Origin of the sequence: Mycobacterium sp. DL99 (genome assembly GCF_004762045.1) — a bacterium.
In the GTDB taxonomy this organism is placed as follows: Bacteria; Actinomycetota; Actinomycetes; order Mycobacteriales; family Mycobacteriaceae; genus Mycobacterium.
Genome location: NZ_SJOM01000007.1, coordinates 6,483,828 through 6,496,241, shown reverse-complemented (window position 1 = coordinate 6,496,241; position 12,414 = coordinate 6,483,828). Strand labels below are relative to the sequence as shown.

The 12,414-nt window shown below is 66.8% G+C and carries 9 protein-coding genes; 5 read left to right on the top strand and 4 right to left on the bottom strand.

Going from position 1 to position 12,414, the window contains the following annotated elements; genetic code table 11:
* The first annotated feature begins 103 nt into the window (after positions 1 to 103).
* Together EYZ64_RS31600 and EYZ64_RS31595 are read left to right on the top strand one after the other, a co-directional pair.
* The gene (locus tag EYZ64_RS31600) at positions 104 to 793 is read left to right on the top strand and encodes a hypothetical protein (protein WP_135459659.1); all 690 of its coding nucleotides are present in this window, start codon (positions 104 to 106) and stop codon (positions 791 to 793) included.
* A gap of 69 nt (positions 794 to 862) precedes the next feature.
* On the top strand, positions 863 to 3,994 hold the full coding sequence (locus EYZ64_RS31595) for a DUF4132 domain-containing protein (protein WP_135459658.1): 3,132 nt from the start codon (positions 863 to 865) through the stop codon (positions 3,992 to 3,994).
* On the opposite strand, the gene EYZ64_RS31590 is transcribed toward EYZ64_RS31595, so the two are convergent.
* From EYZ64_RS31590 to EYZ64_RS31575, 4 genes are all read right to left on the bottom strand, one after another.
* Positions 3,984 to 4,877: an Rv0045c family esterase gene (locus EYZ64_RS31590; RefSeq protein WP_135459657.1), complete on the bottom strand. Its 894-nt coding sequence runs from the start codon at positions 4,875 to 4,877 to the stop codon at positions 3,984 to 3,986. The genes EYZ64_RS31595 and EYZ64_RS31590 overlap by 11 nt on opposite strands.
* An 83-nt stretch (positions 4,878 to 4,960) precedes the next feature.
* Entirely contained in the window at positions 4,961 to 6,052 is a 1,092-nt protein-coding gene (locus EYZ64_RS31585) for an inositol-3-phosphate synthase (RefSeq protein WP_044514262.1), read from the bottom strand.
* A gap of 57 nt (positions 6,053 to 6,109) precedes the next feature.
* Positions 6,110 to 6,655 carry a PadR family transcriptional regulator gene (locus tag EYZ64_RS31580; protein WP_167858052.1) on the bottom strand — a complete coding sequence of 182 codons (546 nt, stop codon included), beginning with the start codon at positions 6,653 to 6,655 and terminating at the stop codon, positions 6,110 to 6,112.
* Between the two features lie 191 nt (positions 6,656 to 6,846).
* Positions 6,847 to 7,719, bottom strand: a complete 873-nt coding sequence (locus EYZ64_RS31575; protein ID WP_135459655.1) for a DUF1707 SHOCT-like domain-containing protein — start codon at positions 7,717 to 7,719, stop codon at positions 6,847 to 6,849.
* Between the two features lie 69 nt (positions 7,720 to 7,788).
* Between EYZ64_RS31575 and EYZ64_RS31570 the strand changes: the two genes are divergently transcribed.
* From EYZ64_RS31570 to EYZ64_RS31560, 3 genes are all read left to right on the top strand, one after another.
* The gene (locus EYZ64_RS31570; RefSeq protein ID WP_036443617.1) at positions 7,789 to 8,211 is read left to right on the top strand and encodes a DUF5318 domain-containing protein; all 423 of its coding nucleotides are present in this window, start codon (positions 7,789 to 7,791) and stop codon (positions 8,209 to 8,211) included.
* A 151-nt stretch (positions 8,212 to 8,362) separates the two neighbouring features.
* On the top strand, positions 8,363 to 10,783 hold the full coding sequence (locus EYZ64_RS31565; RefSeq protein ID WP_135460364.1) for a transglycosylase domain-containing protein: 2,421 nt from the start codon (positions 8,363 to 8,365) through the stop codon (positions 10,781 to 10,783).
* Positions 10,780 to 12,411: a glycosyltransferase family 87 protein gene (locus tag EYZ64_RS31560; protein ID WP_135459654.1), complete on the top strand. Its 1,632-nt coding sequence runs from the start codon at positions 10,780 to 10,782 to the stop codon at positions 12,409 to 12,411. Before EYZ64_RS31565 ends, EYZ64_RS31560 begins: the two co-directional genes overlap by 4 nt.
* Positions 12,412 to 12,414 lie beyond the last annotated feature (3 nt).

Here is a 12,414-nt window from a genome sequence, read left to right as displayed (position 1 = left end):
GCAGTTCCCACGGTTCGAGGATTTCACCGCGGTCCCCGTAAACGACTACACGAGGCCATACGAAGGAGTTTTCTTCTCGACTCCGAGCGGTTTGGTCTGTGCTGTGGGCTCGGACCGATTCGGTTGCCACGGGGAGATACCCGGTGCCCCCGGCGGCGCGAACGCGGTCGCGGTCAGACCTGACGGCTCAGTGTGGTTCCTGAAGACGGCAGATCCCGTCCCGCAACCCCAGCCGCCGGTGCTGCCGCCTGGCTCACGGCTTTCCGTCGGCTATGTCGATTGCGTGGTCGGTCCCGATGCGTTGACCGCATGCCGGGTTCGCCGCGAACGGCCGGTCGGGTTCGTGGTGCGGGCGGACTCCGCAGCCCTCACTCCCGTGCCGCGTCTGCCCGCCGGCTTCCCCGATCCGCGGCAGTACGTGTTCGACTCCACGAAGGTCTACTCCAAGCACGGTGGGGGCAAGAACATCACCGAGTACTTCGCGGTCGACGGTGACCTGCGTTGTGAGATCACGTCGTTCTCCGGTGTCCGGGCCAGCTGCCGAGGTCCGATGCCGGGTCGCAACGACAATGTCGTCAGCTTGAACATTTCGGAATTGGCCTGGGGCCGCAGCGATACCGCGATGGATCCCGAGTACGCGGACCCGCTACCCCTTCTCGACCAGGGGCGGGTGGTCGACAGCCGCGACCCGTCCGGGTGGTGCCTGGCGCTGTACGGGGGCGGGGTCGCGTGCAGCGACGACGGGGGTCACGGTTTCGTGATCACCTCGAGCGAAAGCTGGTCGTTCCCCTGAGAATTAGTGCGGCCGGTGACCCTGCAGCGCCGATAGCCTGGGGGAGTTCCGGGCATACACGAAGGGGGAATGTTGACGGCCGTGGTGATGTCCCCGAGTTGGCGCCGGTCGATCCTGCCACGCCGCGACGGCCCCGAGGTGCCGATCGCCGACGTGCGTGACGACGTCGTCGCAGGCATTCGAACCGCGATCACCGACACCCACCGAGTCGAGTTGGAAGCGGTCGCCGGCTACCGCGGAATGGTCGAGGAGCTGGCCGTGGCGCTCCGACGGTTTCTGGCGCCCGGTGGCAACGATCCATTGGGCGCCGCGGTGATTGCCGGACTGGAACTGGTCGCCGATGCCCGGCCGGCGGACTGGGTGGATTTCTGGATCGCCGACTACGGATTCGAGTTCGCGGCGCTGGCAGTGATGCGGTCCCCGCGATGGGTGTTCAATTTCTGGTCCAGCACGGATTACCCGATCCCCCGAATGCCACATGGTGTCGACCGATTCGGACTGGCCCGGCGGATGCGGGAACGGCTCACGCGGATCGAATCCGCCCACTACGACCGAGTGATGTCGGCGATCGACACCGCTCGCGACACCGCACAGGCCAAATGCGCTGCCGCGTTCATGTTCCCGACGAACCAACAGTGGGTCGTCGAAGCGTGCCGCACCCCGATCGGCCTCTCCGAGGACCGCTCGCGCCTGGAGTTGTTGACCTCGGTCGACTCGATCGACGATGTGCACCGCCTGCTCTTCGCGACCAGCGGAGCCTCGTACTACCAGGACTACCGCCATATCCTGCCCACGCTGGTCGATCGGTTCGGTGACGCCCTGGTCCCGATGCTGGACCGGCTGTTGCGCGAGTATCTGTCCAAAGAACGCGTCGGGGTGGTGGCCGAGGCGCTCGCATGTCTGCCCGCCGACGCCGCGTTCGAGACACTGTTGACGTATTCCGGCCGGGAAGGTGTCCGGCCGGGGCTGGCCCGCGCGGTACGCAACTTCCCGCACCGGGCGGACCGCCTCCTCGCGGGGCGTGACGACGACCTGGCCCGGGAGTTGCTCGGCGCGGCCGTGCCTGCACCGGCTGCGCTGTCGCAGGCGTGCGCCTTGCCGGAACTGTTGGCCACTCCGCCGTGGAAGCGGGCCGCCAAGTCGCCGAAGCTGCCTGTCCCGTCCCGGCCGCTACGAGCGCCATCACCCGAACTGTTTTGGACTGACGAGGAGCTCACGGTCGCCCGCCGAGTCGCTGCGCAGCCGCCGAGGATGCTGCGCAGCTGGGCCGACATCGAACGGCATCGCGAGGAGTCGGGCGAATGGATCTGTGAGCGCGACATTCTCGTCCACGGTCCAGACCGCCTGGTGGAGAAGCTCATCGCCTCGGGCTGGACACCGCAGTGGCGGCCGTACTACTACGGCGAATGGTGCGGGGCGGCACTCCTTCGGCTCGGCCCCCGCCTGGACTACCTCGCCCTCGCCTACGCGGACAAGTGCTCTGATGTGGCTTACCTCGGCCCCATCCGTAGCGAACTCGTCGCGGTCCGGATCGCCGAATGGCTTTCTGGACAACGCCGTTCGCTGATCGCTGTGGCCCGTGCCTACCTGCACCGGCACGGACCGGACATAGCGCCGTACCTGCTGCCTGCGGCCACCGACGCCGCCGAGACCCGTGGTGCCGCCCACACTGCGCTGCGCTACCTCGCGGCACACAACTCGGTCGACGAAGTGATCGAGGCGGTGCGCCGGCACGACGCCGAAGCTGTCCCGCTTGTGACGGCGGTGTTGGCCGTCGACCCACTGCTGGTACTGCCGAAACGTGTGCCCCGGCTTCCGGATTGGGCTCGGTCGACGCTGGCTACGCCCGTGCGGCTGGCCGACGACTCGCAACTTCCACCCGACGCGGTGGAGTCCGTCGCGGTGATGCTGATGCTGTCCGGGCCGGTGCTCCCGTACGCGGGGGTCACCCAGCTGATGGACCTGTGCGAAGTGGCCAGCCTCAATGCGTTCAGCTGGGCGCTCTTCGAGGCGTGGTGGGCGTTCGGCGCGCCGGGTGCGCACAAGTGGGCCCTGGACGCGTTGGCGTGGTTTGCCGACGACGAGAGCGTCGACCGCATCGCCGAGATGGTCAAAGCCTGGCCGAGCCAGGGCAGGGGCGGACGGATACCGCACGGGCTGGACGTCCTGAGCACCATCGGCACCGACCACGCGCTGCTGACGTTGTTCCGGCTGTCCAAGAAGGGGCGGTCGAAGCCGTTGAAGGACAAGGCGGCTGAGCGGCTCGGCGAGATCGCCGTCGCGCGGGGTCTTTCCGACGAGCAGATGGCGGATCGCCTGATACCCGACCTCGGACTCGACGAAGCGTCGGCGGCGGTGTTCGACTACGGCCCCCGGCGGTTCACGGTCGAGTTCGACGAATTGCTCCAACCGGTGGTGCGCGACCAGAACGGCGCGCGGTTGCGTAGTTTCCCGAAGCCCGGCGTGCGTGACGACGCCGAGGTTGCCGAGGAGTCGCATCGGCGGTTCACCCGTCTCAAACGCGAGGCCCGAGTCGTGGCCAAGGAACAGCTGCCGCGGCTCGAAACCGCGATGATCCACGAACGCCGTTGGACTGCAACGGAATTTGAACTGATCTTCGCGAATCACCCCGTGATGGTGCACCTGGCCCGGCGTCTGGTGTGGGGGCAGTTCGACGAGTCAGGGTCATTGGCAACCACTTTTCGGATCGCCGAGGACCGCAGCTATGCCGACGTCGACGACACCACTGCGGTGCTGGACCCGGGCCTGCCGGTCGGGATCGTTCATCCTCTGCACGGCGGTCTGGCCGGCTGGGCCGAGGTGTTCGCCGACTACGAGATCCTGCAACCGTTTCCGCAGGTGGCGCGTGAGGTGATCCGGGCGACCGGAGAAGAGCTGGCCGGCAAGACCCTGCGGCGCTTCGAAGGTGCGCGGGCCGAGACCTTCGCATTGCTGGGCCTGGCCAGTCGCGGCTGGACGGTCGGTGAGCCGCTCGACGGCCCGCTGCGGCACGACATCAGCCGCCCGGCACCCCGGAGTCGATCGGTGGGCATCTGGGTGGATCCGGGCATACCGTTCGATCCGCGGGAGATCGACTCCCAGACCATTCAGGTGGAAGTGAGTGAGGGTACGTTCGGCGATCTCGGTGCGGTGTTCACCTCAGAGGTCGTCACCGACGTCACGGCGGTGCTCAGTCGCTGAGCAGGCCGCGCAGTAGCTGCACGAGTGCCGCCGGCTGATCGCCCTGCACCGAATGCCCGGAGTCGGCGACGACGTGGGTGCGCTGGAAGCCGGGCGCGGTCCTGGCGAAGGTGTCGGCGTCCTCGTCGTTGACGAAGAACGAGTTGGCCCCGCGGATCAGGGTGGTGGGCATGGTGATCGCCGGGACGTCGTCCCACAGGCCCTCAAACCCGTCACCCTTGCGGAACGTGTCGTACCGCCAGGTCCAGGTGCCGTCGTCGAGCTGTTTGGAGTTGTGGAAGACGCCGCGCCGCAACGAATTCCGGTCCCGATGTGGGGCGGCTGCGACGGTCACGTCGAGCATCGCCTGGAATGTCGGGAAGGTGCGGTTGTCCCGCACCAGGGCGACGGTGCCCATCTGGGCCTTGGTCATCTCGTTGTGCCGCTCGGGTGCCGACGGTGTGACGTCGACGAGCGCGAGTTCGGGTACCAGCCGGGGTTCGGTCGCCGCGATCCGCAGCGCGGTCAGGCCGCCCAGCGACATGCCGACCACCAGCCGCGGGTTGGGGGCGTGCGCCTCCAGGACCGGAATCAGGCTCGCCGCATTGAGTTTCGGGCCGTAGTCGCCATCCTCGCGCCAGGCCGAACGGCCGTGGCCGGGCAGATCGACGGCCAGGGCGGGCTCGCCGAGGCCGAGGATCACGGTGTCCCAGGTGTGCGCGTTCTGGCCGCCGCCGTGCAGGAACACGATCCGTGGGGCGTCGGTGCCGAACTTCAGCGCGCTGATCGGCCCCTGCTCGATGCGTTCGACCGCAGGCAGCGGGCCACTCGCGCCGATCTGTTCGGCGTTCTCGTGCAGCAGGCCGAACTCGTCAAGACCAGTCAAAGCGTCGTCGCTCACCACGGGCCCTTTATACGCCGAGAGTGCGGTGAGATCGCATCCGGATGGAAATTCGCGATCTCACCGCACTCTCGGTGAAAGAAGAACTAGCCCTCGATGAAGGTCTCCAGCTCGACGCGCGCGACGTCGTCGGCGATCTGCTTGGGCGGGCTCTTCATCAGGTAGGCCGAGGCCGCCTCGATGGGGCCGCCGATGCCGCGGTCCTTGGCGATCTTGGCGGCGCGCACCGCGTCGATGATCACACCGGCCGAGTTCGGCGAGTCCCACACCTCGAGCTTGTACTCCAGGTTCAGCGGCACGTCACCGAAGGCGCGGCCTTCCAGGCGCACGTAGGCCCACTTGCGGTCATCGAGCCACGCGACGTGGTCGGACGGGCCGATGTGGACGTTCTTGTCCTCGACCTTGCCGGCCAGCGAGCCGGTCAGGTTGGAGGTGACGGCCTGGGTCTTGGAAACCTTCTTGGACTCCAGGCGCGAGCGCTCCAGCATGTTCAGGAAGTCCATGTTGCCGCCGACATTGAGCTGGTAGGTGCGGTCCAGCGTGACGCCGCGGTCCTCGAACAGCTTGGCCATCACGCGGTGGGTGATGGTAGCGCCGACCTGGCTCTTGATGTCGTCGCCGACGATCGGGACACCGGCGTCCTCGAACTTCTTGGCCCACACCGGGTCGGAGGCGATGAACACCGGCAGCGCGTTGACGAAGGCCACGCCGGCGTCGATGGCGCACTGGGCGTAGAACTTGTCGGCCTCTTCAGAGCCCACCGGCAGGTAGGAGACCAGCACGTCGACCTTGGCGTCCTTGAGCGCCTTGACCACGTCGACGGGCTCGAAGTCGGAGATCTCGATGGTGTCGGCGTAGTACTTGCCGATGCCGTCGAGGGTCGGGCCGCGCTGCACCGTCACGTTGGTCGGCGGCACGTCGGCGATCTTGATGGTGTTGTTCTCGGAGGCGAAGATGGCCTCGGACAGGTCGAAGCCGACCTTCTTGGCGTCCACGTCGAACGCGGCCACGAACTTCACGTCACGCACGTGGTAGGGGCCGAACTTCACGTGCATCAAGCCCGGCACGGTCGTGTTCTCATCGGCGTTGTGGTAGTACTGCACGCCCTGGACCAGTGACGATGCGCAGTTACCGACGCCGACGATGGCGACCCGGATTTCTCCTGCGTGCTCAGACATGGACGATCTCCTTACTCGTTCTGTGTGCTCGGCCTGGGGCCATGTGCGGGGCTGTGCTCATGCGTTTTCCGAGCGTCCCTGCGCCGTACGTTCGGCCGCGATCAACTCGTTGAGCCATTTGACTTCTCGTTCACTGGACTCCAGGCCCAGCTGGTGCAGCTGACGGGTGTAGCGGTCGAACGAACTACTGGCCCGCGTCACGGCTTCGCGCAGACCTTCCCGGCGTTCCTCCACCTGACGGCGCCGCCCCTCCAGGATTCGCATCCTGGCCTCGGCCGGGGTGCGGTTGAAGAAGGCGAGGTGGACACCGAACCCGTCGTCGGAGAAGTTCTGTGGCCCCGTGTCGGCGACCAACTCGCTGAACCGCTGCTTGCCGGCATCAGTCAGCTGATACACCCGCCGAGCCCGGCGCACCTTGGTCGGTCCCAAGGGTGCGGCGTCCTCGACGATCAGGCCGTCGGCCTGCATGCGACGTAATGCCGGGTAGAGCGAGCCATACGAGAACGCTCTGAACGCCCCCAACAGACCCGTCAATCGCTTGCGCAGCTCGTAGCCGTGCATCGGTGATTCGAGCAAGAGGCCCAGGACTGCGAGCTCCAGCATCGAGATCACCCCTTTCGACAGATCAGATGGAATTGATCGCTACGACGGATCAACACCTCGCCAAACTGTATCGCGCCGATATATTTGGCGCCAAGTGAATGCCGATAGTCATGGACCGGTGGCCGGGCCCGAGCGTCACGTCGGAGCGATGACGAAGGCCCGGCGAATGCCGGCGGCAGCCGAGGGCCGGCTCACCCGTTGTTGCGGTACATCCCCTTGACGGTGCCGTCCGGGTACAGGTTGATGGTCCCGCCCCCGAAATCGCTGCTGACGATGACATCGATGTTGATGGCCTCAGGCGTCGACGGATCTTCCGACGGCGTGATGCGCAGCCAGGTGCTCTTCACGTCGGCGCGTTTGGTGTTGAGCGTGTCGGGCGCGCCCCGCATGATCCCGAGAACCTTCTCGTAGTCGAACGCCGCGAGGTCGACGAGCCGGTCCTCGCTCCTGAGAGTGCTGGGCGAGCTGCTGGGATCGCCCCATCCGCCGGTGTACCGGTAATAGACCTTCATCCGGCTGTCCCGCGGGTCCGGCCGATACGCCATCGCCGAGTCCGGATCGATGTGAAGTTCGAAGCCCATGGTGTTGCCGAACTTCTGCCGCATCTGCTCGAACAGTCCCTTGACCCCGTTGAGCGATTGCAGCTGTGTCGGCGGGGTCAGCACCACCGGGTCGATGCCGTCGGGCACGGCTCCCGGGTCTGGGTTGAAGCTCAACGGTGAGGAGGTGTTTCCGTACAAACCCCAGCCGATACCGATCCCGAGCATGACCAGCACGGCGGCCGAGGCCAGCCGCAGCCCCCACCCGGAGCCGGCCGGCTTGCGGACGCGGGGCAGGCGGGGCTTGGTCAGCGTCGGCAACTGCACAGGTGCGTCCGCGTTCTGCAGATCCTCGACCAGGCGGGCGAGATCCCCCAGGGTCGTGGCGTTGGTCGCCGCCGACACCCGTTGGCGGTGCTCTTCCATGGACAACTGGCCCTCACCGAGTGCGTTGTCGAGCACTTTGCAGGTGTCGTTGCGATCGCTGTCTTTGGCCCGCGTGGTCGGGGTCTGCCGAGTTGCCACGCCGATGATCGTAGGAGGTGTGACGCGGTCGCGCCTCGGCGTGTAGGGGGTCGACGTACTCTGGTCATCGTGCGATTGCAGAGACAGGTGGTGGACTACGCGCTTCGGCGGCGGTCCCTGCTGGCTGAGGTCTATTCGGGGCGCACCGGCGTCTCGGAGGTCTGTGACGCCAACCCGTACCTGCTGCGCGCGGCAAAGTTTCACGGCAAGCAGAGTTCGGTGATGTGTCCGATCTGCCGTAAAGAGCAGCTCACGCTGGTGTCGTGGGTTTTCGGTGATCATCTGGGCCCGGTATCGGGCTCAGCGCGCACCGCGGAGGAGCTGGTGATGTTGGCAACTCGTTACGACGAGTTCGCAGTCCATGTGGTTGAGGTATGCCGCACCTGCAGTTGGAATCATTTGGTCAAGTCATATGTCCTGGGCGCGCCTCGGCCGCCGAAGGCACGTGGCACTCGAGGCACGCGCAAGTCGGCGCGTACGGCCAGTGAATAGCGAAGGGCGCCATAGCCGGTCAGCCAACGACATCCGTAATGCGGCTGACCGCCTCGGCGCGCGCGAAAACCGGCCGCCTGCGCGAGAGAACACACCGGCTCGGGAGAACCCGCCTGCGCGGGAGAAGCCCCCGATGCTGGAGAAGCCGGCGATGCGGGAGAACCGGCCTCCGGGTCGCGAGAAGGCACCCACGGGACGGGAGAACGGTCCCGCGGGTCGTCCCGGTCGTCCGGTGGTACCGCCCGACGATCGGCTCACCACGGTGCTACCGCCGGTACGTGACGGCGGGCCGGCCCCGCTCGATGTCGTCAGGGCGGCGATGGGCGGCACCCCGCCACCCAAACCGCAGCCACCCAAATCTCCGCCTCCGCCCCCGCCGCCGGGAGGCGGCCGTGGATCGGGCCCCTCGGGTCCGTCTGGGCCGGGCCCCAAACCGACGCGGCAATTCCACATCAACTGGAAGTTGGTGCGACGCCTGTCGATAGCCGCGGTGGCGGCAATGATCCTGCTTCCGCTGGTGACTTTCGGTATGGCGTACATGATCGTCGACGTCCCGCAGCCCGGTGACATCCGCACCAACCAGGTTTCGACGATCCTGGCCAGCGACGGCAGCGAGATCGCCAAGATCGTGCCGCCGGAAGGCAACCGGGTCGACGTCGGCATCGACAAGATCCCGGAGCACGTCCGCAATGCGGTGATGGCTGCCGAGGACCGCGATTTCTACACCAATCCGGGCTTCTCGTTCACCGCGCTGTTGCGCGCGATCAAGAACAACCTGGTGGGCGGTGATCTGCAGGGCGGATCGACCATCACTCAGCAGTACGTCAAGAACGCATTGGTCGGTGACGAGCGCTCAGGCGTCGGCGGTTTGATCCGCAAGGCCAAGGAGTTGGTCATCTCGACCAAGATGGCCAGCGAATGGTCCAAAGACGCTGTGATGCAGGCGTATCTGAACATGATCTATTTCGGCCGCGGCTCGTACGGGATCGCGGCGGCGGCCAAGGCGTACTTCGACAAGCCGGTCGAGCAACTCAACGTCGCCGAGGGTGCCTTGATGGCCGCGCTGATCCAGCGCCCGTCGACGCTGGACCCCTCGGTGGACCCGGAGGGCGCTGCCGAGCGGTGGAACTGGGTGCTCGACGGCATGGTCGACATGGGCGCGCTGTCAGCCCAGGACCGGGCCGGTCAGGTGTTCCCGCCGACCGTGCCGCCGGACCAGGCCCGCCAGGCGAACCAGACCACCGGCCCGAACGGACTGATCGAGCGGCAGGTCACCAAGGAACTGCTGGATCTGTTCGACATCAGCGAGCAGGCCCTGAACACCGAGGGTCTGCAGGTCACCACCACGATCGACCCGCAGGCCCAGCAGGCCGCGGAGAACGCGGTGTCGAAGTACATGGACGGGCAAGACCCCGACATGCGGACCGCGGTGGTCTCGATCGATCCGCATGACGGTGCGGTCAAGGCCTACTACGGCGGCTCGGACGCCAATGGCTTCGACTTCGCCCAGGCCGGTCTGCCGACGGGTTCGTCGTTCAAGGTGTTCGCGCTCGTCGCGGCCCTGCAGCAGGGCATCGGCCTGGGCTACCAGGTCGACAGCGGGCCGATCACCGTCAACGGCATCAAGATCAGCAACGTCGAAGGTGAAGGGTGCGGCACCTGCTCGATCGCCGAGGCGCTCAAGCGGTCGCTCAACACCAGCTACTACCGCCTGATGCTCAAGCTCGAGCACGGTCCCGAGGACGTGGCCAAGGCCGCACATGATGCCGGCGTGGCCGAGAGTTTCCCGGGCGTCGAGCACACACTGTCCGAAGACGGCAAGGGCGGCCCGCCGAACAACGGTGTGGTGCTGGGCCAGTACCAGTCCCGGGTGATCGACATGGCCTCGGCGTACGCGACGCTGGCGGCCTCCGGCGTCTATCACAAGCCGCACTTCGTGCAGAAGGTCGTGAACTCCTCGGGGCAGGTGCTGTTCGACGCATCCAGCCAGGACAACGGTGAACAGCGCATCGACAAGGCGGTCGCCGACAACGTCTCAGCGGCCATGCAGCCGATCGCCGGTTGGTCGCGCGGACACAACCTGGCCGGCGGGCGCGCCTCGGCCGCCAAGACGGGCACCAACCAGCTCGGCGACACCGGCGACAATCGCGACGCCTGGATGGTCGGATACACGCCGTCGCTTTCGACCGCGGTCTGGTTGGGTACCTCGGACGGTGTGAACCCCTTGAAGACTCCGGGTGGTGGCCCGGTCTACGGATCCGGGCTGCCGTCGGACATCTGGAAAGCCACGATGGACGGTGCGCTGAAGGGTAGCGACAACGAGACGTTCCCGAAGCCGACCGAGATCGGTGGCTATGCGGGTGTGCCGCAGGCCCCTCCGCCCCCGCCCGCTCCCGGTATGCCGGGCGGCCCGCCGATCGCGGTGATGCCCTCGGAGACCGTGATTCAGCCGACCATCGAAGTGGCCCCGGGCATCACGATCCCCATCGGCCCCCCGACGACCGTGCCGATCGGACCGCCGCCGGGAGCTCCCTTTGCGCCGGGCGGTCCGGTGCCACCGCCGCCTCCGTGACGGACCGGGTATCGCCGGCTCCGCTCGCCGAGGACGAGCGGAGCGCCGACGACCGCGACCTACCCAGCCGCAATGACCGGCTGGCCGAGGCGCTGTCGCAGACGGTCGGTGGACCCGTCGGCCGTCATGCGTTGATCGGGCGCTCACGGTTCATGACCCCGCTGCGAGTGATGTTTGTGATCGCCGTGGTGTTCCTGGCGTTGGGATATACGACCAAGGCCGCCTGCCTGCAGACGACGGGCAAGGGCACCGCAGGCGAGCGGGTGGCCAACTGGGAGAACAACCGGGCTTACTACGAGCTGTGCTACTCCGACACGGTTCCGCTGTACACCGCGGAGCTGTTGAACCTCGGCAAGTTTCCGTACAAATCCAGTTGGGTCGAGAACGACTCGACCGGCAAGCCGCGCATGCAGTACGACGGCAGCCCGGCGATCCGCTACATGGAGTATCCGGTGCTCACCGGGGTTTACCAGTACGTGTCGATGTCACTGGCCAAGACCTACACCGCGGTGACCAAGCTGGTGTCGGTCCCGCTGGTGGCCGAAGTGGTGATGTTCTTCAACATCTCGGCTTTCGGCCTGGCGCTGGCCTGGTTGGCCACGATCTGGGCCACCTCGCGCATGGCCGGTCGGCGGGTGTGGGATGCCGCGCTGGTGGCGGGGTCCCCGATTGTGATCTTCCAGGTGTTCACCAACTTCGACGCGCTGGCCACCGCAGCCGCCGCGGGCGCGATGCTGGCGTGGGCTCGGCGAAAACCGGTGTGGGCCGGGGCGTTGATCGGAATTGGCGTGGCGGCCAAGCTGTATCCGCTGCTGCTGTTCGTCCCGCTGGTGCTGCTCGGGCTGCGCACCGGCCGTCTGCGTGAGGTCGGCAAGGCGGCGCTGACCGCGGTCGTGACGTGGTTGCTGATCAACCTCCCGATCATGGTGCTCTTCCCGCGGGGGTGGTCAGAGTTCTTCCGGCTCAACACCCGTCGCGGCGACGACATGGACTCGCTCTACAACGTGGTGAAGTCGTTCAGTGATTGGCGCGGCTTCGACCCGGACCTCGGTTTCTGGCAGCCGCCGACGGTGCTCAACACGGTCACGGCGGTGTTGTTCGCGGCCTGCTGTATTGCGATCGGCTACATCGCGTTGACGGCACCCCAGCGACCCCGGGTGGCGCAACTGGCGTTCCTGGTGGTGGCCGCCTTCCTGCTGACCAACAAGGTGTGGAGCCCGCAGTTCTCACTGTGGCTGGTGCCGCTGGCGGTGCTGGCGCTCCCGCATCGCCGAATTCTGTTGGCGTGGATGACGATCGACGCCCTGGTGTGGGTGCCGCGCATGCTTTATCTGTACGGCGAACAGAACAAGGGACTGCCCGAGCAGTGGTTCACCACCACCGTGCTGCTGCGCGACCTCGCGGTGATCGTGTTGTGTGCGTTGGTCATTCGCCAGATCTATCGTCCGGAGCTCGATCTGGTCCGCCACGGCGGCCGCATCGACGACCCCACCGGCGGGGTGTTCGACCGCGCGCCCGACAACCCCCCGCGGTGGTTGCCGGACTGGCTGCGGCCCTCGGCTGACCGAGTCCGGATCGATCTCAAGCCGGACCCCGAGCCTGAGTTGGCCGACTCAGCCTCCGTTTGACAC

What these genes read in the sequence shown, in the direction of transcription:
- EYZ64_RS31595 (WP_135459658.1), top strand. Translation starts at nt 863, where the DNA reads ATGTTGACGGCCGTGGTGATGTCCCCGAGTTGGCGCCGGTCGATCCTG.
- EYZ64_RS31585 (WP_044514262.1), bottom strand. Translation starts at nt 6,052, where the DNA reads ATGTCTGAGCACGCAGGAGAAATCCGGGTCGCCATCGTCGGCGTCGGT.
- EYZ64_RS31580 (WP_167858052.1), bottom strand. Translation starts at nt 6,655, where the DNA reads ATGCTGGAGCTCGCAGTCCTGGGCCTCTTGCTCGAATCACCGATGCAC.
- EYZ64_RS31565 (WP_135460364.1), top strand. Translation starts at nt 8,363, where the DNA reads ATGCGGGAGAACCGGCCTCCGGGTCGCGAGAAGGCACCCACGGGACGG.